Origin of the sequence: Bradyrhizobium sp. USDA 4532 (assembly GCF_024171315.1) — a bacterium.
GTDB classification, from domain to species: domain Bacteria; phylum Pseudomonadota; class Alphaproteobacteria; order Rhizobiales; family Xanthobacteraceae; genus Bradyrhizobium; species Bradyrhizobium australafricanum.
Window position 1 is genome coordinate 8,490,360 of record NZ_JALJZN010000001.1, and the last position, 21,123, is coordinate 8,511,482.

Sequence of the window (21,123 nt, forward strand, 5' to 3'; positions counted from 1 at the left end):
GAGGGATTGAATGTCGCTGACGATCCGCCGCGCGCGGCCCGATGAGGCCGGACTGGTGTTCTCGCTGGTCCGCGAACTCGCCGAATACGAAAAGCTTCTGCATGAGGTTCACGCCAGCGAGGCCGATATCGCCGAGGCGCTGTTCGGCGCCAATCCACGGCTCTATTGCGACATCGCGGAATGGAACGGCGAGCCTGCCGGCTTCGCGGTCTGGTTCGTCAACTTCTCGACCTTCGCCGGCCGTCACGGCATCTATCTCGAAGACCTCTTCGTGCGTCCGGCGCTGCGCGGCAAGGGCATCGGCAAGGCGCTGCTGGTGCATCTGGCGAAGCAATGCCTCGCCAATGGCTGGTCGCGCCTGCAATGGGCGGTGCTCGACTGGAACGCGCCGTCGATTGCGTTCTACAAGTCGCTCGGCGCCGAGATGATGGACGAATGGACGATTTGCCGCGTCTCCGGCGAGGCGCTGTCGGCTCTCGCGGAAGGGGCGCGCTGATGGAGATCGTGCTCGTCGTTGCGGTCGCCGAGAACGGCGTGATCGGGAGCGACAACGCCATTCCGTGGCGGCTGAAATCCGACCAGCAGCGTTTCAAGGCGATTACGTTGAACAAGCCCGTCGTGATGGGACGCAAGACCTTCGAATCCCTGCGCAGGCCGCTGCCGGGCCGCACCAACATCGTGGTGACGCGCGATCCCAACTACCGCGCGCGCGGCGCCATCGTCACGACGTCGTTTGACAACGCCCGCGCCATTGCGCTTGGTGACGCGCTGCGGCGTTTCGCCACTGAGATTGCCGTCATCGGTGGCGCGGAAATCTACGCGCAATGGATGGGCACCGCCGATCGCCTTGAGATCACCGAGGTCCATGCCCGGCCGGACGGCGACACGCGGTTCGACAAAATCGATGCGCAGCTGTGGGACGAGGTGGCGCGCGTGCGAAATCCGGCAGGCCCGGACGACAGTGCCGACTTCTCCTATGTGACATATCGTCGGCGCGGCCCGGGTTAACCAATGTTTGCATTGACAATTATGCCCCGGCGCATAGCTCGTCCGGCCAGGAAGCTTGCGTTGTAAGGGCCCTAGCGGTCCCCTATAACCGGGCCGGACATTCGAGGCCGGGCGTCCCGTCCGGACTTGCCGAGGAGATGTTTGATGCCGTGGAAAAATCAAGGCGGGGGGCCCTGGGGCTCGGGTCCGAAAGGGCCATGGGGCACCGGTCCGCAGTCAGCCGGGCCAAGGCCGCCGGATCTTGAGGATCTGCTGCGGCGCGGCCAGGACCGCCTGCAGCAGTGGCTGCCCGGCGGACATTTCAGCGGCATGGGCGTCGCGCTGGTGCTGGTCGCCGCGCTGGCGATCTGGTTCGCGACCGGCATCTTCCGCGTGCAGTCCGAAGAGCTCGGCGTCGTGCTGCGCTTCGGCAAGTATGTCCGCGATGCGCAGCCGGGCCTGCGCTACCACCTGCCATATCCGATTGAGACAGTGCTGCTGCCGAAAGCGCTGCGCGTCAACACGATCTCGATCGGCATGACGCTGATCGACGATCCCGCTCGCCGCGGCCGCACCATGCGCGACGTGCCGGAAGAGAGCCTGATGCTGACCGGCGACGAGAACATCGTCGACGTCGACTTCACGGTGCTGTGGCGCATCAAGCCGGGTGGAGCCGGCGCCTATCTGTTCAACATCCAGAATCCCGAAGGCACCGTGAAGGCGGTTGCCGAAAGCGCGATGCGTGAGGTGATCGGCCGCTCGCAGATCCAGCCGATCCTGACCGGGGCGCGCAACGTCACCGAGCAGAGCGTCCAGGAGCTGATGCAGAGGACGCTCGATACCTACAACGCGGGCATCCAGATCACGCAGGTGCAGATGCAGAAGGTCGATCCGCCGGCGCAGGTGATCGACGCATTCCGCGACGTGCAGGCGGCGCGCGCCGACCTCGAGCGCAAGCAGAACGAGGCACAGACCTACGCCAACCGGATCGTACCGGAAGCGCGCGGTCGTTCCGCGCAGATCCTCCAAGCCGCCGAAGGCTACAAGGAGCAGGCGGTCGCCGACGCCAAGGGCCAGAGCGCACGCTTCCTGAAAGTCTATGAAGAGTACAAGAAGGCACCCGACGTGACGCGCGAGCGCATCTATCTGGAGACCATGGAAAAAGTGCTCGGCGGCTCCGAGAAGCTGGTTTACGACGGCGGCCCGGGCCAGAACGTCGTGCCCTACCTTCCGCTCGGCGAACTGACGCCGCGGCGTCCGGCGGCACCGGCCACGACCGGCCAGCAGCAGGGAGCCACCCGATGAGGTCTCCCGTCACCGGCATTGTGTCCCTGATCATCCTCTTCATTGTGCTCGCCGTCGGCTACAGCTCGGTGTTCGCCGTGCAGCAGACCGAGCAGACCATCGTCCTGCGGTTCGGCGAGCCGGTCGACATCGTCACCGAGCCCGGCCTGCACTTCAAGGCGCCGTGGAATTCTGTGATCAACGTCGACAAGCGCATCCTCGATCTGGAAAACCCGTCGCAGGAGGTGATCGCCTCCGACCAGAAGCGGCTCGTGGTGGACGCCTTCGCGCGCTATCGCATCAAGAATGCATTGCGCTACTACACCAGCGTCGGCTCGATCCAGGCCGCCAATCTGCAGCTGACCACGCTGCTGAACGCAGCGCTGCGCCGCGTGCTCGGCGAGGTCAACTTCATCACCGTGGTGCGTGACGATCGCGAGAAGCTGATGCAGCGGATCCGCGAGCAGCTCGATAGGGAAGCGGACGGATACGGCATCGAGGTTGTCGACGTCCGCATCCGCCGTGCCGACCTGCCGGAGCAGAACAGCCAGGCCGTCTACAACCGCATGAAGACCGAACGTGAGCGCGAGGCGGCCGAGTTCCGTGCCCAGGGCGACCAGAAGGCGCAGGAAATCCGCTCGAAGGCCGACCGCGAAGCGACCGTGATCGTCGCCGAGGCGAACTCGGCCGCGGACCAGACCCGCGGTGCGGGTGACGCCGAGCGCAACCGCCTGTTCGCCGAAGCCTATGGCAAGGACAAGGACTTCTTCGCGTTCTATCGCTCGATGACGGCCTATGAGAACGGCCTGCGTTCCAGCGACACGCGTTTCCTGTTGCGGCCGGACTCGGAATTCTTCAGATACTTCGGCGGTGCAAGCGGCAAGTTGCCTGAGGCGGCCGCCGCGCCGAAACAGTAACGTCACGACTTGAACTTCAGGACTTGGCGGCGATGCGGATGACGCTTCGCCGCCGACCAAAAACAACAAGCATCGAGCGGGAGGCTGCCATCCGATGAAGTCCATAGCGTTCGGCGACTTCCTCATCGGGTTGGGAATCCTGTTCGTGCTCGAAGGCATTCTGTTCGCGGCAAGCCCCGCCTGGATGCGCCGGGCGATGAAGAGCGCGCTGGCGACACCCGACAACATCCTGCGCATCGTCGGTATCGGCTCGGCGGTCGCCGGGCTTGTCCTGATCTGGGTGGTGCGAAGATAGTCGCCGCTCCGGAGCATGCGAAGCATGACCGCCAATGCGCGATTGCGCATCGGGGAACCTCGAGATTCCCCAAGGTGCGCAATTGCGTCCCCGGGGTTCAGCCTTGTCGGGCTGCCCCGGAATGACAGGCAAGACTGAACATATCGTGAGCCTCTCGCCGCCGGTATTTCGCCGAAATGCCCGGGTGAGATGCTTGCGCCGTATGCCTGTTCGGGCGCACTCTATAACTAGCTCATTTGAACCCGTTTGCCTGGAGAAACTCTGACATGACCGCTGCCAGACCAGCCCTGAGCCGTCGCCTCCGCATGATGGGAGCCGCGATCTCGATCGGTGCTGCGAGCATGCTGAGCTCCGTGCCGGCGTTCGCACGCGGTCCTGAAGGCATCGCCGACATCGCCGAGAAGGTGATCGACGCCGTCGTCAACATCTCGACGTCGCAGACCGTCGAGGCCAAGGACCGGACGATGCCGCAGCTGCCGCCGGGCTCGCCGTTCGAGGAATTCTTCGACGACTTCTTCAAGAACCGCCGCGGGCCGCCCGGCAAGGGCGGCGACAAGAGCGGTGAGTTCCAGCCGCGCAAGACCAACTCGCTCGGCTCGGGCTTCATCGTCGACACCGCGGGCATCGTCGTCACCAACAACCACGTCATCGCGGACGCCGACGAGATCAACGTCATCCTCAACGACGGCACCAAGATCAAGGCCGAGCTGGTCGGCGTCGACAAGAAGACCGACCTCGCGGTCCTGAAATTCAAGCCGCCGAAGCCGCTCACCGCGGTCAAGTTCGGCGACAGCGACAAGATCCGGCTCGGCGACTGGGTGGTCGCGATCGGCAACCCGTTCAGCCTCGGCGGCACGGTGACCGCGGGCATCGTCTCGGCCAAGAACCGTGACATCAGCCAGGGCCCGTATGACAGCTACATCCAGACCGACGCCGCCATCAACCGCGGCAATTCCGGCGGTCCGCTGTTCAACCTCGATGGCGAGGTGATCGGCGTCAACACGCTGATCATCTCGCCGACCGGCGGTTCGATCGGCCTCGGCTTCGCCGTGCCGTCGAAGACCGTGGCCGGCGTGGTCGACCAGCTGCAGAAATTCGGCGAGCTGCGCCGCGGCTGGCTCGGCGTGCGCATCCAGCAGGTCACCGACGAGATCGCCGACAGCCTCAACATCAAGCCGGCGCGCGGCGCGCTGGTTGCCGGCGTCGACGACAAGGGGCCGGCCAAGCCGGCGGGCATCGAACCCGGCGACGTCGTCGTCAAGTTCGACGGCAAGGACGTCAAGGACCCCAAGGATCTGTCGCGCATCGTTGCCGACACGGCGGTCGGCAAGGAAGTCGACGTCGTCGTCATCCGCAAGGGCAATGAGGAGACCCGCAAGGTCACGCTCGGCCGGCTCGAGGACAATGAGAAGGTTCAGCAAGTCAACGCCAAGTCGAAGGACGACACCGCCGAGAAACCGGTGACCCAGAAGGCGCTCGGTCTCGACCTCGCGGCGCTGAGCAAGGACCTGCGCACCAAGTACAAGATCAAGGACAGCGTGAAGGGCGTCGTCGTCACCGGCGTCGACGGCAATTCCGATGCCGCCGAGAAGCGGCTGTCGGCGGGCGATGTCATCGTCGAGGTGGCGCAGGAGGCGGTGTCGAGCGCCGCTGACATCAAGAAGCGCGTCGATCAACTCAAGAAGGACGGCAAGAAGTCGGTGCTGCTGCTGGTCTCGAACGGCGACGGCGAACTGCGCTTCGTCGCGCTCGGCGTGCAGTAACATTCACATACGTCATTCCGGGGCGGTCCGCAGGACCGAACCCGGAATCTCGAGATTCCGGGTTCGATGCTTCGCATCGCCCCGGAATGACGGTTTGCTACCCCGCCACGAACTCATCCCGCCGGTAGCCCTGCGCGTACAGCAGCGCGGTGAGATCGCCGTGGTCGATCCGGACCGCGGCCGCGGCCGCGACCGCCGGCTTGGCGTGATAGGCTACGCCGAGGCCCGCAGCCTGGATCATGCCGAGATCATTGGCGCCGTCGCCCACCACAAGGGTGTCGATCTCGTCGAGATCGAAGGACTCGGTGAGCTCGATCAAAGTGGCGAGCTTGGTGGCGCGGCCGAGGATCGGCTCGACCACCTCACCGGTCAGCTTGCCGTCCACGACCTGCAACTGGTTGGCGCGGTTTTCCTGAAAGCCGACCTTCGCCGCGACCACCTTGGTGAACAAGGTGAAGCCGCCCGAGATCAGGCAGGTATAGGCGCCGTGCGCGCGCATGGTCATGACCAGTTCGCGGCCGCCCGGCGTCAGCGTGATGCGTTTGTCGAGCACCTCGTCGACCACGCTGACCGGCAGTCCCTTGAGCAGCGCCACCCGCTCGCGCAGCGCGGACTCGAACTCGATCTCGCCGCGCATGGCACGCTCGGTGATCGCAGCGACATGGGCCTTGAGCCCGGCGAAGTCGGCGAGCTCGTCGATGCACTCCTGGCCGATCATGGTGGAATCCATGTCGGCCAGAAAAAGCTTCTTGCGCCGGGCGATCCGAGGCTGCACGACGATGTCGATCGGCAGGTCGCCGCGGGCCTGGCGAAGGCGTTCCTCGATCGCCTTGATACCGTCCCTGCTGCTGTCCTCGCTCTCGAACGGAATGTCGGCGGCGACTTCGTTGAACAGCCACTGCGCCGGGCCGGGTGAGGGCAGCACGGCCCGCGCACCGTCGACGATGGTGGAGTCGAGCGCGGGGCTTGCAGGATTGCAGATCAGCGTGGCAACGAGGGACATGCAGGCGCATTCGGGATTGTTGAACAAGGCAGTGCTTATCGCAGGGCCGACCGCCAGCGGCAAGTCGGCGCTGGCGCTCGAACTCGCGCAGCGGACCGGCGGGGTCGTGATCAACACCGACTCCATGCAGGTCTATCGTGACCTCCGGATCATCACCGCGCGGCCGACTGCAGGCGAAGAGGCGCTGGTTCCGCACCGGCTCTATGGCCATGTCGACGCCGGCGTGAATTTCTCCGCTGGCGCCTGGGTGGCCGATGCGGCGAAGGTGCTCGGCGAGGCGCGTGAGCAGGGACGGCTGCCGATCTTCATCGGTGGCTCGGGCCTCTATTTCAAGGCGCTGACGCGCGGCTTGTCGGCGGTGCCGCCGATCCCGGCTGATGTGCGCGACGGCGTGCGCGCACGGCTCGAGCAGCGCGGCGTCGAGGCGCTGCATGCCGAGCTTGCAGCGCGCGATCCGGTGTCGGCCGAGCGGCTGAAGCCGCGCGACCGCACCCGCATCGCGCGCGCGCTCGAGGTGGTCGAGGCCACCGGCCGCCCGCTGCCGGACTGGCATCGCGAGGGCCTGCCGCCACTGCTGCCGCCGGGCGATTTTCATGCGCTGTTTCTCGCGCCGGAGCGCGAGAGGCTCTATGCACGGATCGACGCCCGGTTCGGTGTCATGCTCGATACCGGCGCGCTCGACGAGGTCGCGGCGCTGGCGGCGCGTGGGCTCGATCCGCTGCTGCCGGCGATGAAGGCCCATGGGGTGCCGGCGCTGATCCGGCACCTGAGGGGAGAGATCAGCCGCGAGGAGGCGGCCGAGATCGGCCAGGCCGACACCCGCCATTATGCGAAGCGCCAGTTCACCTGGTTTCGCCATCAGCTCCCGGAATTCGCCTGGGTGGTGCCGGAAGCTGGCGGGGAATGGCTGGAGAGTCGGGTCCCGTAGCCCGGGCCGGGGGTCCCGCACGCCCGTCAGCCATGCGCGTTCGCCTGCGCAAAAACACTCGCCGAACGAGCGGAACCCCGGTAGAGTACGGAAATCGCGAAAGTGCTTGCCTTGCCTTGACATTCAGGCTTTGGCCGCTATGTTCGCGCAACCTTTGGGAAGACTGGGTCGTCTCGTGCGCAACATTATTACCAAACTGCTTATCGCCGTCGTACCCAGGCACACCGCCGGGGATGGCTAGCGGCCATCCAAATTCGGGCGGTGTGCATGGGGCCTCTGGGGCCCCTTTTTATTGCCCGAAGCCGAACTGACGAGAACTGACAAAAGCCGCGCAAAAACAAGCGCATCCGGAGCGAACCATGACCGACAAGAGCCACGATCCCAATCAGATGACCGGCGCCGCGATGATCGTGCGCGCGCTCATCGATCACGGCGTGCAGCACGTCTTCGGCTATCCCGGCGGTGCGGTGCTTCCGATCTACGACGAGATCTTCCAGCAGAGCGAGGTCGAGCACATCCTGGTCCGTCACGAGCAGGGCGCCGGCCATGCCGCCGAAGGCTATGCCCGCTCGACCGGCAAGCCCGGCGTGGTGCTGGTGACGTCGGGCCCCGGCGCCACCAACATGGTGACGCCGCTGACCGACGCGCTGATGGATTCGATCCCGCTGGTCTGCATCACCGGCCAGGTGCCGACCCATCTGATCGGCAACGACGCCTTCCAGGAGTGCGATACGGTCGGCATCACGCGGCCCGCCACCAAGCACAATTGGCTGGTCCGCGATGTCAACGACCTCGCCAGGGTGCTGCACGAGGCCTTCTATGTCGCCACCACCGGCCGGCCCGGCCCGGTCGTGGTCGACGTGCCGAAGGACGTGCAGTTCGCGACCGGCACCTATCATCCGCCGCGCAAGTCGGACGTGCACATCTCCTACACGCCGCGCGTCAAGGGCGACGCGACCCAGATCCGCAAGGCGGTGGCGATGCTCGCCAATGCCAAACGTCCCGTGATCTATTCCGGCGGCGGCGTGATCAATTCGGGTCCTGAGGCCTCGAAACTGCTGCGCCAGCTGGTGGAGGCGACCGGCTTCCCAATCACCTCGACCCTGATGGGGCTGGGCGCCTATCCCGCTTCGGGCCCGAACTGGCTCGGCATGCTGGGCATGCACGGCACCTACGAAGCCAACATGACGATGCATGATTGCGACGTCATGCTGTGCGTCGGCGCGCGCTTCGACGACCGCATCACCGGCCGTACCGACGCCTTCTCGCCGGGCTCGAAGAAGATCCACATCGACATCGACCCGTCCTCGATCAACAAGAACATCCGCGTCGACGTGCCGATCATCGGCGACGCCGGCAACGTGCTCGGCGATTTGCTGCAGGTGTTCAAGGCAGAAGCCAAGAAGCCGGACATCAAGTCGTGGTGGCAGCAGATCGCGCAATGGCGCGCGCGCAACTCGCTGTCCTACCGCAAGAACAACGATATCATCCTGCCGCAATACGCGATCCAGCGCCTGTTCGAGCTGACCCGCGGCAAGGACACCTACATCACGACCGAGGTCGGTCAGCACCAGATGTGGGCCGCGCAGTTCTTCGGCTTCGAGGAGCCGCACCGCTGGATGACCTCGGGCGGTCTCGGCACCATGGGCTACGGCCTGCCGGCCGCGGTCGGCGTGCAGGTGGCGCATCCGGACAGCCTGGTGATCGACATCGCCGGCGACGCCTCGGTGCAGATGACGATCCAGGAGATGTCGACGGCGGTCCAGTTCGAGCTGCCGATCAAGATATTCATCCTGAACAACCAGTACATGGGCATGGTGCGGCAATGGCAGCAGCTGCTGCACGGCAACCGCCTGTCGCATTCCTACTCCGAGGCGCTGCCGGACTTCGTCAAGCTCGCCGACGCCTATGGCTGCGTCGGGTTGCAGGCGACCAAGCCGTCCGATCTCGACGGCGCGATCAAGGAGATGATCTCGATCAAGCGCCCGGTGCTGTTCGATTGCCGCGTCGCCGCGCTGGAGAATTGCTTCCCGATGATCCCGTCCGGCAAGGCGCATAACGAGATGCTGCTGCCGGAAGAGGCGACCGATGAGGCCACCGCGAAGGCCTTCTCCGGTGGCAAGGCGCTGGTGTGATGATGGATCGACGTGGAGCACTCTCTTTTCACCTCGCCCCGCTTGCGGGGAGAGGTCAGATTGCGCGCAAGCGCAATCCGGCTGAGGGGGAGTCTCCGCGAATCCGTCTCTCACCATTGCTCTGGAAGCAGCCCCTCACCCCAACCCTCTCCCCGCAAAGAGCGGGGAGACGGAACTTATCGCGCGCTCGGATGGAGGGCGGCTCCCATGTTTGACCTCAACGAGCTCGAGCGCGCGCACCGGATCGTCGGCACCGCAGTGCCGGCGACGCCGGCGCACGCCTGGCCGCTGCTGGCGGAGCGGCTCGGCACCGAGGTCGTGGTCAAGCATGAGAACCACACGCCGACCGGCGCCTTCAAGGTGCGCGGCGGCCTGGTCTATCTCGAACGGCTGAAGCGCGAGCGGCCCGACGTTCCCGGCATCATCTCGGCGACGCGCGGCAATCATGGCCAGAGCCTGGCGTTCGCGGCAGGGCGTCAGGGCGTGTCGGCGACAATCTACGTGCCGCGCGGCAACTCGGTCGAGAAGAACCGCGCCATGCACGCGTTCGGGGCCGAGCTTGTCGAGCACGGCGACGACTTCCAGGCCGCGCGGGAAGAGGCCGAGCGCCGCGCCCAATTCGCCGGCCTGCACATGGTGCCGTCGTTCCACCCGGACCTCGTGCTGGGTGTCGCGACCTACGCGCTCGAACTGTTCCGTACCGCGCCCGATCTCGACATTCTCTATGTGCCGATCGGGCAGGGCTCCGGCATCTGCGGCTGCATCATGGCGCGCGACCTGCTTGGGCTGAAGACCGAGATCGTCGGCGTGCAGTCGACCGAGGCGCCGTCCTATGCGCTGTCGTTTGCGGCCGGAAAGATCGTCACCACCGAGTCCAGCAACACCCTTGCCGACGGCATGGCGACGCGGATTCCGGACGCGGATGCGTTCGCGCTGATCCGCAAGCGTGCCTCCCGCATCGTGCAGGTCAGCGACGACGAGGTCGGGCAGGCGATCCGCGCCTACTGGACCGACACCCACAATCTCGCCGAGGGCGCGGGCGCTGCGGCGCTCGCGGCCGCGCTGCAGGAAAAGAGCAGGCTCGCCGGCAAGCGGGTCGGCCTGATCCTGAGCGGCGGCAATATCGATTTCGATCTGTTCCGGACCTGGATCGGAACGGATGCTGCGCCGGCCGCCGAGCGGGCGGTGGCGTGAACAGAATGTAAGGGGACGACCATGAACCAGCCCGCATCCGCCTATTTCCTCGAAGAGCGTCACGATCCCAACGAGACGCATACTTTGTCCGTGCTCGTGCAGAACGAGCCCGGCGTGCTCGCGCGCGTGATCGGCCTGTTCTCCGGCCGCGGCTACAACATCGAGAGTCTCACCGTCTCGGAGACCGAGAGCCAGAAACATCTCTCGCGGATCACGATCGTCACCACCGGCACGCCGATGGTGATCCAGCAGATCAAGCATCAGCTCGACCGCATGATCCCGGTCTACCGCGTCGTCGACATGACGCTGACCGGCAGCTCGATCGAGCGCGAGCTTGCGATGGTCAAGGTGCGGGGCGGTGGCGATCACCGCGTCGAGGCGCTGCGGCTGGCGGACGCGTTCCGCGCCCGGGTGATCGACGCCACGACCGAGAGCTTCGTGTTCGAGATCACGGGCAATTCGTCCAAGATCAGTCAGTTCATCGACCTGATGCGTCCGCTGGGCCTGGTCGAAGTGTCACGAACCGGGGTGGCCGCGATCACGCGTGGGCCGGAAGGGATGTGAGTCATGTTGGCGCGCGACTGGTACTATACGCAACGGCGGCAGCTCGGTCTCGATACCGCGGTGGCCTCGATCTATGACGTCAGCGAGGACAGCGATGTCCGTGCCCGCCAGGCGCTGACCATGCTCGGCGTCAAGCCGGGCTGGCGGATCGCCGATATCGGCTGCGGCAACGGCGTGCTGGCCACCGAGGCGGCGTTGATGGGCGCCGAGGTCGACGCCATCGACATCTCGCCGGCGATGATCGGGCTTGCCGAAATCTATGCGCGCGACCGCAAGGCGAAGATCCGGACCCAGCCGGCCGGCCTGCTGTCGTTCGCCTACCAACCGAATTCCTACGACCTCATCGTCAGCGAGTTCACGTTGCACCATCTGCCGGACTTCTGGAAGGCGGTGGCGCTGTCGCGAATCTTCAACGCGTTGAAGCCCGGCGCGAACTTCTACCTGCGCGACATGGTGTTCGTCGGCATGCCCGACGGTGTCGATCGCGATGTCGAAGGATGGGCCGACTTCTCGATCAAGAATCACGGCTTCGAGCGCGAAAGCGTGATCACCCATATGCGCGACGAATACTCGACCTTCGGCTGGGTGATGGAGCGCATGCTGACCGAGACCGGTTTCACGCTGGTCTCCGTTGATTACCACGCGCCGCTGCACGGCACCTATCTGCTGCGTAAACCGAAGCCCGACGAACAGATCTAGATCCCGACCGAAACGGAAGCACAAGAAGAACAACAATGAAGCCGGCCGATGTTGGCATCGCCGTCATGGTCGCGGTGATCTGGGGGCTTGCGTTCGTCGCAAGCCGGATCGCGCTCGATGAGTTCTCGCCGGAGCTGATGACGACGCTGCGCTTCGCCATCGCCGCGCTGCCGTGCCTGTTCCTGCGCAAGCCCGGCGTTTCCTGGCCGCTTCTGATCGCGATCAGCTCAACGCTGTTCCTCGGCCAGTTCCTCGCACAGGCCTTTGCGATCGCGCATGGCGTTCCCGTCGGGCTTTCCAGCGTGATCGTGCAGAGCCAGGCGCTTTTCACCATCGCCTTCGCCGCCCTGGCCTTCGGGGAAATCCCGACACGGAGCCAGGCAATCGGCATCGCGATCGCCGCGCTCGGCCTGCTGATGATCTGCGGGACGGTCGGCTACGACTTCAGCGTCGCCGCGTTCGCGATCATCATGATCTGCCCGATCAGCTTCGCGATCGGCAATCTTCTCCTGCGGCAGGCGAACGGCGCGCCGATGTTCGATCTGTTCGCCTGGCTGTGCCTGTCAGCCGCGGTGCCGCTCGCGGTGCTGACCTTGATCACGAACGGCCCGCAGCCGACCTGGCATGCGCTGACCCACATGTCGCTGACCGGGCTCGTCTGCATGCTCTGCCTCGGCGGCATCTCGACCAGCATCGCCTACTGGCTGTGGGGCCGGCTGCTGCGGGATTATCCGGCGGCGCAGGTGGTGCCGTTCGCGCTGCTGGTGCCGTTCGTCGGCTCCGCCGCGTCGAGCATCGTGTTCGGCGAGACATTCGGGCCGCTGCGGCTGGCCGGCATGGTCACCGTGATCGCCGGCATCGCCGTGATGCTGCTGTCGAAGCGGCCAAAAGCTCTGCCGAAAGTCGCGTGAGGGCACCATGTCGAATTCGCTGCTGTTCGCCTTTGTCGTGTTCGCGGTCGTGATGTTCTTCACGCCGGGCCCCAACAACATCATGCTGCTGTCGTCGGGGCTGACCTACGGCTTCCGCCGTACAGTGCCCCACATCGCCGGCATCACGGTCGGCTTCGCCTTCATGGTCGGCGCGGTCGGCGTCGGGCTGGGGACCGTCTTCATCGCCTATCCGGTGCTGCAGACGATCCTGAAATATGGCGGCGTCGCCTACCTGATCTATCTCGCCGCCGTCATCGCCATGGCCGAGCCGCCCTCGGCGGACAAGGACGACAGGGGCGGCCGCGGCCCGATGACGTTCTGGGGCGCCGCCATGTTCCAGTGGATCAATGCCAAGGGCTGGGTGATGGTGATCGGCACCATCACGGCCTATGCGGCAATTGCCGCCTTTCCCTGGAACATCGCGATCCAGGTCGGCCTGAGCCTGATCCTGGGCACGGTGTCCTGCGTCGTCTGGGCGCTGTTCGGGACCGCCCTGCGGCCGATACTGACCTCGCCCCGGGCGATCCGCGCCTTCAATGTGGTGATGGCCATCCTGCTGCTGGCCTCGCTCTACCCGGTCTTCATGGACGCATGATGCCGCACCGCGCCATGCGAGATGAGGGTTTCCCCTGAGGGGGAAAATGCTCTAGACAACGCCGGAAATTCGCGGGCGCCCGGCGGTTCTGACCTTCCGAAAGCCTGATTCATCGGCCGATTTTGGCCCCCTTCAAACGAGGAAACCACGATGCGAGTTTACTACGATCGCGATGCCGACCTGAACCTGATCAAGGGCAAGAAGGTCGCCATCGTCGGCTACGGCAGCCAGGGCCACGCCCACGCGCTGAACCTGAAGGATTCGGGCGTCAAGGAAGTGGCGATTGCGCTGCGCAAGGGTTCGGCCTCGGCCAAGAAGGCCGAGAACGCCGGCTTCAAGGTGATGGAAGTCGCCGAAGCCGCCAAGTGGGCCGACCTCGTCATGATGCTGACCCCGGACGAGCTGCAGGGCGACATCTATCGCGAGCACCTGCACGACAACATGAAGAAGGGCGCGGCGCTCGTGTTCGCCCACGGCCTCAACGTGCACTTCAACCTGCTCGATCCGCGCGCCGACCTCGACGTGCTGATGATCGCGCCGAAGGGCCCCGGCCACACCGTGCGCTCGGAATACCAGCGCGGCGGCGGCGTGCCCTGCCTGATCGCGATCGCCAAGGATTCGTCGGGCAACGCCCATGACCTCGGGCTCAGCTATGCCTCGGCGATCGGCGGCGGCCGCGCCGGCATCATCGAGACCACCTTCAAGGAAGAGTGCGAGACCGACCTGTTCGGCGAGCAGGTGGTGCTCTGCGGCGGCCTGGTCGAGTTGATCAAGGGCGGCTACGAAACCCTGGTCGAGGCCGGCTACGCACCCGAGATGGCCTATTTCGAGTGCCTGCATGAAGTGAAGCTGATCGTCGACCTGATCTATGAAGGCGGCATCGCCAACATGAACTACTCGATCTCCAACACCGCCGAATACGGCGAGTACGTCACCGGTCCGCGCATCGTCACGGCCGAGACCAAGGCCGAAATGAAGCGCGTGCTGGCCGACATCCAGGGCGGCAAGTTCGCCCGCGACTGGATGCTGGAGAACAAGGTCAACCAGACCTCGTTCAAGGCGACCCGTGCCAAGCTCGCCGCACACCCGATCGAGGAAGTCGGTGCCAAGCTGCGCGACATGATGCCCTGGATCAAGAAGGGCGCGCTCGTCGACAAGAGCAAGAACTGACAGGCGAGGCCTGTCATTCCGGGGCGGTCCGCAGGACCGAGCCCGGAATCTCGAGATTCCGGGTCCGCCTCTTCGAGGCGCCCCGGAATGACGCTGTGATGAAAAAGGGTGGGCACGTTGCCCACCCTTTGTCTTTGTCGTAGAGGCGCGGAGGCCTAGCCGGCCGCCATCGGCTGCTTCTCGATCCTGTTGTGCAGCTGCCAGAACCGCACCGTGCGCTGCGCGGTTTCCAGCGAGAGCCGGCGGTAATCGCGCTGCGCGATCTCGAGCGTCGCATTGTCGAGCGGCAGCGGCAGCGGCCGGTTGCGCAGGATGCTTTCGACCGTCGGCCAGTTGAGCCGCGCCGAGCGGCACGGGATCAGGATCAGGTCGGAGCGGAGGCCGAGCATCAGGCGTTCGATCATCGCGATCGGCATGTCGTTGAGCACGGCAAGCGCGACCGTGACCTCGTCGAGCTTGCCCCCTTCGGCGAATTTGTAGACGGCCGCATCGTCGAGCTCGTTCAGCTGCTTCATCAGCTTGACCAGCTCTTCGGCGATGCCGTAGTTGCGGCGCGGCGCCGCGGCCTCTTCCTGGGCGATGTCGTTCAGCACCTGGCTGATCTCCTCGCGCGCCCTGGGCGACGCGATCGAGAGCAGGCGGGCGCGCACCGTATCCTTGGCGCGCTGCAGCAGGTCGCGCAGCAGCTTGGCCGGAATGTCGATGCGCAGCCCGAGGATCTCGACCAGCTCGTCGTCGCCTTCGGCGCGGGCGACGATGCTGGAATAGCCGTTGTCGGAGAACTGCGCGCCGGCGTTCTTGGCGAGACGCCGGATCACCTTGTCCTCGCCGCGGTCGATGATCACGTCGGTGACGGAAGGCGGCAGGTTTTCCCGCGCGGAGATCGCGAACAGGTGGTCCTGGCCCTTGCTGCTCGCGATCTCGCGCAGGGCGTCGTTCGAAAGGCGGCTGGAGTGGGTCAGCACGTCGCCGGCGACGCTGATGTCGTCGTCCCAGGCGAGGTGCTGAATCACCTCGAACGGCGCATAGTCGAGCGGGGCGAGCCGCTTGCTGAGCTCGGCCCGCGCACGGGTCTCGACGCGCGCGACCAAGAGGCAGAGCACGTCGTCGAACACCTTGACCTGTTCATCGTTGAGGCGGTCGCCGTCGTTCAGGAACAGATCGGTGACCTGCCGCAGCGTCTGCACACGCTTGGCCGATGTCCCGTCCCGGACCGCATCCTCGAGTTCGGCAATAATCGATTGTGACGCCTGTTGCGCCATCGATGGGCAACCTTGTTTTTGTTGAATGACACCTGTCTGCACACCATGCGGGGCGCGGTCTTACACCTGCGTTAAGGTGGAACCCGGTGCAAATACGGTGTGCGTCGCATCCTTAACAGGCTGCGACCGGACTCGATTCAATGCGCGCTTTCGGCTCGGCGGAAGCTGATGCCGGTGCATTTTAAGAGATCGTTTAGGACGATACGCGCCGCGCGACGGAAAAGATGTCGATCGAGGCGGCACGTCCGCGCAATTGCGTCGAGCCGAGCGGCTCGACGACCAAATCCCGGTCCGGCGGCAGCAGGCGCAGCAAGTCGCCCGATACCAGCAGCGGACGGCCGGCCTCCTTGCAATGCTCCTGCAGCCGCGCCGTGACGTTCACGGTGTCGCCGAAATAGGCGATCTGTCGCCGCGAGTCCCCGCATTCCGCGATGACGACCGGACCGGCATGCATCCCGGCTCGAAACGCGGGCACCACGCCGAACTCCTTGCGATATTGATCGGCCCGCTTGGCGAGGCGATCCTCGATCGCGAACACGCAATCGAGATACCGCCGCGATCGCCCGTCGGCATTGGCCGGCCAGGTGACGATCACTTCGTCGCCGACATAGGCGTGGACTTCGCCGCCGTGCGACACGATCGGCTCGTCGATGTCGAAGAAGAAGCGCGTCAGCAATTCCTGCACGCGCAGCTCGCCCATCGACTCCGCTAGCGTCGTCGAGCCGACCAGGTCGAGGAACAGCAGCACGCGCTCCTCGCGCACCGGCTGCCGATAGCGTCCGAGCACGATGCTGAGCAGCGTGTGCCCGCCGATCATCCGGACCAGCTCGTAGATCGTCGTGATCGGGATCGACAGCAGCAGGCCGACGCCAATGATCTTCAGGAAAGTTTCGCGCATCCACTTGGCTTCGAGCCCATGCCCGTAAAGCACGATTTCCAGCACGATCGCGGCGGCCGCAACGGTGACGGCGAGGATCACAGAGCGGCCGATCAGCTCGACGATGAGTGATTGCCGTCGCAGCCAGCCACCACGTGCGGCCAGATAGAGATGCGTCGCCCAGACGATCACCGTGAGGGCTGCGCCGTCGAGGGCGCTGCGCACATAGTTCGAGACGGAGGCCTCATCGGACTCATCGAACGCATAGCGAAACAGCCCACCGACGAGCAGGCCGAACACCGCCAAGACGATCACAGGCGTCACGGCGCGCCGCATGGTCCCTCCATGCATATGAAATATCCTGCGCGGACCGGGAAGGCCAGCTGCGGCGCGACCGGCGGTGGACGGGATGCATCGCGGCGGCACTCATGTATGCTGCGACGACAGGATCGATCGAACAGGGAAAGTGGCATGACATCGGCTGTCACCACAGGCGCGTGCAGGCTCATGGCCGTTCTGACGGCCGTCTTCATCGCCTTCACCCCGCCGGTTGCCCGCGCCGGCGATCAGAGCGTTGGCGAGCCATCCTGCGACGGCGGCACCTACCAGATGGTCGAATGCCTCAAGGCCAAGACCGCGCAGTGGGACAAGCGGATGAACGTCGCCTACCAGAAGGCGTTGAAGGATGCCGCCGACGACAAGCAGCGCGAACAGCTGCGCACCGCGCAACGGCTATGGATCCAGTATCGTGACGCCAACTGCCTGTATTACGACCTCGGCGAGGGCACTATCGCCCGGCTCGATGCCGGTGAATGCATGCGCAGCATGACCGAAGCCCCGCGCTAAGGAACTGGAGAATCTTGGCCATCAGTGAGCCATCTTCCGGAGTCAGGACCGAGGTCATGACTGATGGAAAGAGCCAGGACGAATTGACCCGGCTTGCGGATGAGGCGTTGCGCGCCCAGCCCGGCTGCGAGACCGCGCGCGTGCCGGCGGTTGCCGCGCTGCCCGATGCGCAGATCGGACGCAACTGGGAGATTCCGAACGTCGTGCTCGGCGACAGCCTGATCAGCGACGTCGACCGCGCGGTGCTGTCGGTTCATCGCCAGCTCGGCCGCAAGTTTCACCTCGTGTGAGGCGACTTGATCTCAGCTCGCCTGCGCCTGACGTGGCGCGGGCCGGCCGGCCATGCTGATCATCCTGAGCGCGAACACCACGGCGAGCGGCACGAGGAATAGCGCATAGAGCGGCATCTCGGGAATCCGCTTGCCGAACGAGACCATGAACTGCAGCAGCAGATAATAGCCGCCGATCAGATGCAGCCTGCGCCAGGCGCGCGGGCCGAGCAGTGCAGCCGTGCGATCGAACGAAGTCGCGGTCAGCGCGATGATGGCGAGATAGCCGATACCGCCGAAGATGTAGGAGACAATCGAGGTCGCGGCCGCAAAGCCGGGCGGATCGAGCATCGCGAAGGCTGCGATCGCGACCGCATGGATGGCGTGCGAGGCCGCGAAGGTGACGCCCAAATAACGGCGGTTGCGGCGCTGCCAGTGCGTCCAGGCGTTCGGCCACAGCCGCGCCAGCGCCGCCGCCGAGAAGGCGAGGCAGAAGAACAAGAGCGAGGTCCGCGCCGTGAAGCGGATCACCATCCGCACGCCCTCGACCTCGAACTGCCGCATGGCGGCGATCCAGATCGAAAGCCCGATCAGGGTGAGCGTGAGCAGGCCAAACAGCCGCCAGCCCTCGAACCAGCTGCGATGCGTCGCCATATCCCGCCTCCCGTTTATGTAATCACCAGTTACATTTCGTGTCCGCGCGCGGTCAATCCGTGTAATCATCGCTTACATTCACAAGCGGGTGATGCTAGAGGATCGCCATGCGCCGCCCCGCCAAAAGCCCGCCCACCGGCCGCCGGCCCGCCAAGCCGCGTCCGGTCGCGACGCGGGCGCAGGCGGCCAGGCCGTATCACCACGGCGATCTCCGCCGGGTCCTGATCGATGCCGCCATGCAACTGGTCGGCGAGGGCGGGCCGGAGGCGGTCAGCGTCCGCGAGGCCGCGCGCCGCGCCGGGGTCTCGCCGGGCGCGCCGTTCCGGCATTTCCCGAGCCGGGACGCGCTGATGAATGCGGTGGCGGAGGAGGCGCAACGCCGCTTTCGCGCCGAGATCGAGGCGGCGTTGGCCGAGGCGCCGTCAGGTGATCCGCTCGGCCGCTTCCGCCATCTCGGGATCGCCTATCTGCGCTGGGCGATGAAGAACCCGACCCATTTCGAGATCATCTCCAGCCGCCGCTTCTTCGACCACGACCGCTCGGCCGCCGTCTCCGGCGACAATGCCGAGTTGATCGGCATGACCGAGCGCACGCTGGCGGAGGCATTTTCAGCTGGCCAACTCGGGACGCGCGACCTCAGGCAGGTCCAGATCGCCGGCCGCGCGCTGGTCTATGGCTTCGCGCGGATGCACATCGACGGTCATTTGCCGCGCTGGGGTGTCGGCGATGCGGAGGTCGAGCAGATGGCTGCCGACATCGTCGATCTCTTCATCGCGGGTATCGCGAGCCACGCCGCGCCGGCCGCCAAAGTTTAAGGCACGCGCACTGCCTGCCGCGGCTAGGCTTGGGCAGGCAAATTCATTGCGCGTTCATGACGATTCAATTACGGTTTTGTGACGCGGCCCAGACACCGGCTGTGCCGCATGCCTCCTGGCCGTTGCCAGTCAAGGCGGTGGCATTGCGCCGGGTTGTATTGCGTCCCGCCCATGGCGCCCGCGCCTCAGCAGAACTCCTCCGTTGCCGCACTGGCCGGCGGTCTTGCCGCGCTTGGCATCTGGCGGTTGATGGCGGTCGCGGCACCGCATTTCGGCGCGCTGATTCTGATGCTGCGCACCGAGACCGATTTCGGCTCGCGGCTTTGCTTCCTGCTCACCTGGGGAATCCTGAACTTCCTGTTCATCGCGCTGCTGCGCCGGCCGGCGCTGTCGGGCGCGCTGTCGCTGACACTGGTCGTGGTCTTGGTGCTGCTGTCGCGCTTCAAGCACGACGTGGTGCAGATGACCGCGAACTTCGTCGACCTGATGGTGATCGACCGCGACACCGCGGCGTTCCTGCTGACGATCTTCCCGAGCCTGCGCTGGTCGATCATCGGCGCCGGCCTCGTCACGCTGCCCCTGATGTACGCGCTGTGGTGGCTCGATCCGTTCCGCATTCGCCGGCTGCCGGCTGCGGCGGCCTGCCTCGCCTGCACCGCGGCGCTCTCGGGTTATGCCTTCGCCTGGCCGGATGAAGCCTGGCGCGGCTATTACGACGACGGCTACCTCTCGAAGTTCGCGCGCTCCGGCGTCACGGCCGTGTCCGATTTCGTCGCCTACGGCTTTATGGAGTCGGATCCGACCGCGAGCGATCAGCTCAAGATGCCCCTGGTCGATGCCTGTCATCCCGCCGGGCGGCGGCCGAACATCATCATGATCCATGATGAATCGAGTTTCGACATCCGCGCCGCCTCCGGCGTCAAGGTGCCGCCGGGCTATGGCAGCCAGTTCAAGTCCTACGACGGCGTCGCGCGCAAATTCCTTGCCGAGAGCAATGGCGGGCCGAGCTGGTTCACCGAGTACAACGTGCTTGCGGGATTGTCCTCGCGCTCGTTCGGCCGGTTCTCCTATTTCGTCACCCGCATCGCATCGGGGCGCGTGGAGCGCGGCCTGCCGTTGGCGCTGCGCCGCTGCGGCTACGACACGCTCTCGCTCTATCCCGCATTCGGCGCCTTCATGAGCGCGCGCAACTTCCAGACCACGACCGGCATCCAGCGCTTCTACGACGCGCATGACCTGCATGCGAAGGATGTCGAGCCCGACAGCTTCTTCTACGACAAGGCGCTGAAGCTGATGGCCGAGCAGAAGACGTCAGGCACGCCGCTGTTCGCCTTCGTCTATCTCGCCGCCAATCATTTCCCCTGGGAAACCAAATTCCGTCCCGAGTTGCTGCCGTCGTGGAAGCGGCCGGGCAATGCGCCCGCGGTCGACGAATATCTGCGCCGGCAGGCGATGAGCGCTGGCGACTATGCGGGCTTCGTCGCGGCGCTGAAGAAGAAGTTTCCGGCGCAGCCTTTCCTGATCGTGCGTTACGGCGATCATCAGCCGGAATTCTCGCCGCAGCTGCTCGATCCCGATCTCGACGAGGCCGGCATCGGCAAGAAGCTGATGGATTACGATCCGCGCTATTACGCGACCTACTATGCGATCGACGCCGTCAACTTCGAACCCGTGAAGAGCCCGGCGGTGATGGACACGATCGACGCCGCCTATCTGCCGCTGGTGATTCAGGAAGCCGCGGGCATTCCGCTCGACCCGTCGTTCGAGGAGCAGAAGGCGATCATGCTTCGCTGCAACGGCGCATTCTATTCCTGCAAGGACGGCGCAGAAGCACGCCGCTTCAATCGCCTGTTGATCGACGCGGGGATCATCAAGGGATTGTGAGACGTCGTCATTGCGAGGAGCGTAGCGACGAAGCAATCAATCTTTCCTCG

Annotated in this window: 22 protein-coding genes; 18 read left to right on the forward strand and 4 right to left on the reverse strand. The window is 65.3% G+C overall.

The window, feature by feature from the left end; genetic code table 11:
• Nucleotides 1–10 precede the first annotated feature (10 nt).
• The 6 genes from J2R76_RS39150 to J2R76_RS39175 all read left to right on the forward strand — a co-directional run bounded on the left by J2R76_RS39150 (nt 11) and on the right by J2R76_RS39175 (nt 5,246).
• Entirely contained in the window at nt 11–496 is a 486-nt protein-coding gene (locus J2R76_RS39150; RefSeq protein WP_057015041.1) for a GNAT family N-acetyltransferase, read from the forward strand.
• Nucleotides 496–1,008, forward strand: coding sequence for a dihydrofolate reductase (locus J2R76_RS39155; protein WP_229192449.1), 513 nt, complete (start codon nt 496–498; stop codon nt 1,006–1,008). The genes J2R76_RS39150 and J2R76_RS39155 overlap by 1 nt, the downstream gene beginning before the upstream one ends.
• Before the next feature lie 144 nt (nt 1,009–1,152).
• Nucleotides 1,153–2,292 (forward strand): FtsH protease activity modulator HflK, encoded by a 1,140-nt coding sequence (gene hflK, locus J2R76_RS39160; protein WP_253625862.1) that lies wholly within the window; start codon nt 1,153–1,155, stop codon nt 2,290–2,292.
• The gene (hflC, locus tag J2R76_RS39165; RefSeq protein WP_168857169.1) at nt 2,289–3,188 is read left to right on the forward strand and encodes a protease modulator HflC; all 900 of its coding nucleotides are present in this window, start codon (nt 2,289–2,291) and stop codon (nt 3,186–3,188) included. Before hflK ends, hflC begins: the two co-directional genes overlap by 4 nt.
• A 94-nt stretch (nt 3,189–3,282) precedes the next feature.
• Complete coding sequence (locus J2R76_RS39170; RefSeq protein WP_028332483.1) at nt 3,283–3,483, forward strand: DUF2065 domain-containing protein; 201 nt, start codon at nt 3,283–3,285, stop codon at nt 3,481–3,483.
• Between the two features lie 266 nt (nt 3,484–3,749).
• Complete coding sequence (locus J2R76_RS39175) at nt 3,750–5,246, forward strand: Do family serine endopeptidase (protein ID WP_253589639.1); 1,497 nt, start codon at nt 3,750–3,752, stop codon at nt 5,244–5,246.
• 97 nt (nt 5,247–5,343) lie between these two features.
• Here J2R76_RS39175 and serB read toward each other — a convergent pair whose 3' ends face one another.
• Nucleotides 5,344–6,249, reverse strand: coding sequence for a phosphoserine phosphatase SerB (serB, locus tag J2R76_RS39180; protein ID WP_253625863.1), 906 nt, complete (start codon nt 6,247–6,249; stop codon nt 5,344–5,346).
• Here serB and miaA point away from each other — a divergent pair.
• The 8 genes from miaA to ilvC all read left to right on the forward strand — a co-directional run bounded on the left by miaA (nt 6,248) and on the right by ilvC (nt 14,466).
• Complete coding sequence (gene miaA, locus J2R76_RS39185; protein ID WP_253626135.1) at nt 6,248–7,177, forward strand: tRNA (adenosine(37)-N6)-dimethylallyltransferase MiaA; 930 nt, start codon at nt 6,248–6,250, stop codon at nt 7,175–7,177. The two genes, serB and miaA, sit on opposite strands and share 2 nt — an antisense overlap.
• Before the next feature lie 359 nt (nt 7,178–7,536).
• Nucleotides 7,537–9,312 (forward strand): acetolactate synthase 3 large subunit, encoded by a 1,776-nt coding sequence (locus J2R76_RS39190; protein WP_168857166.1) that lies wholly within the window; start codon nt 7,537–7,539, stop codon nt 9,310–9,312.
• Between the two features lie 207 nt (nt 9,313–9,519).
• Nucleotides 9,520–10,506: a threonine dehydratase gene (locus tag J2R76_RS39195; protein WP_253625864.1), complete on the forward strand. Its 987-nt coding sequence runs from the start codon at nt 9,520–9,522 to the stop codon at nt 10,504–10,506.
• A 21-nt stretch (nt 10,507–10,527) separates the two neighbouring features.
• Nucleotides 10,528–11,070, forward strand: a complete 543-nt coding sequence (gene ilvN / locus J2R76_RS39200; RefSeq protein ID WP_016841057.1) for an acetolactate synthase small subunit — start codon at nt 10,528–10,530, stop codon at nt 11,068–11,070.
• A gap of 3 nt (nt 11,071–11,073) precedes the next feature.
• Nucleotides 11,074–11,769 (forward strand): class I SAM-dependent methyltransferase, encoded by a 696-nt coding sequence (locus J2R76_RS39205; RefSeq protein ID WP_253625865.1) that lies wholly within the window; start codon nt 11,074–11,076, stop codon nt 11,767–11,769.
• Nucleotides 11,770–11,804: 35 nt separating this feature from the next.
• Nucleotides 11,805–12,680, forward strand: coding sequence for an EamA family transporter (locus tag J2R76_RS39210; RefSeq protein WP_057015046.1), 876 nt, complete (start codon nt 11,805–11,807; stop codon nt 12,678–12,680).
• A 7-nt stretch (nt 12,681–12,687) separates the two neighbouring features.
• A complete protein-coding gene (locus J2R76_RS39215) occupies nt 12,688–13,296 on the forward strand; it encodes a LysE family translocator (protein ID WP_057015047.1) in 609 nt (202 codons plus the stop codon).
• A gap of 150 nt (nt 13,297–13,446) precedes the next feature.
• Nucleotides 13,447–14,466 carry a ketol-acid reductoisomerase gene (gene ilvC / locus J2R76_RS39220; RefSeq protein WP_018272993.1) on the forward strand — a complete coding sequence of 340 codons (1,020 nt, stop codon included), beginning with the start codon at nt 13,447–13,449 and terminating at the stop codon, nt 14,464–14,466.
• Between the two features lie 155 nt (nt 14,467–14,621).
• Here ilvC and J2R76_RS39225 read toward each other — a convergent pair whose 3' ends face one another.
• Nucleotides 14,622–15,728 carry a DUF2336 domain-containing protein gene (locus J2R76_RS39225; protein WP_253625866.1) on the reverse strand — a complete coding sequence of 369 codons (1,107 nt, stop codon included), beginning with the start codon at nt 15,726–15,728 and terminating at the stop codon, nt 14,622–14,624.
• Between the two features lie 193 nt (nt 15,729–15,921).
• Entirely contained in the window at nt 15,922–16,941 is a 1,020-nt protein-coding gene (locus tag J2R76_RS39230; protein ID WP_253625867.1) for an adenylate/guanylate cyclase domain-containing protein, read from the reverse strand.
• 171 nt (nt 16,942–17,112) lie between these two features.
• Here J2R76_RS39230 and J2R76_RS39235 point away from each other — a divergent pair, with 171 nt between their 5' ends.
• Entirely contained in the window at nt 17,113–17,451 is a 339-nt protein-coding gene (locus tag J2R76_RS39235; protein ID WP_253625868.1) for a lysozyme inhibitor LprI family protein, read from the forward strand.
• A 56-nt stretch (nt 17,452–17,507) separates the two neighbouring features.
• Nucleotides 17,508–17,741, forward strand: coding sequence for a hypothetical protein (locus J2R76_RS39240; RefSeq protein WP_253589645.1), 234 nt, complete (start codon nt 17,508–17,510; stop codon nt 17,739–17,741).
• Nucleotides 17,742–17,753: 12 nt separating this feature from the next.
• Here J2R76_RS39240 and J2R76_RS39245 read toward each other — a convergent pair whose 3' ends face one another.
• Complete coding sequence (locus J2R76_RS39245) at nt 17,754–18,374, reverse strand: hypothetical protein (protein WP_253625869.1); 621 nt, start codon at nt 18,372–18,374, stop codon at nt 17,754–17,756.
• Nucleotides 18,375–18,481: 107 nt separating this feature from the next.
• On the opposite strand from J2R76_RS39245, the gene J2R76_RS39250 reads away from it, so the two are divergent.
• The gene (locus J2R76_RS39250; RefSeq protein ID WP_253625870.1) at nt 18,482–19,189 is read left to right on the forward strand and encodes a TetR/AcrR family transcriptional regulator; all 708 of its coding nucleotides are present in this window, start codon (nt 18,482–18,484) and stop codon (nt 19,187–19,189) included.
• Between the two features lie 171 nt (nt 19,190–19,360).
• Nucleotides 19,361–21,073 (forward strand): sulfatase-like hydrolase/transferase, encoded by a 1,713-nt coding sequence (locus tag J2R76_RS39255; protein ID WP_253625871.1) that lies wholly within the window; start codon nt 19,361–19,363, stop codon nt 21,071–21,073.
• Nucleotides 21,074–21,123: the final 50 nt, after the last annotated feature.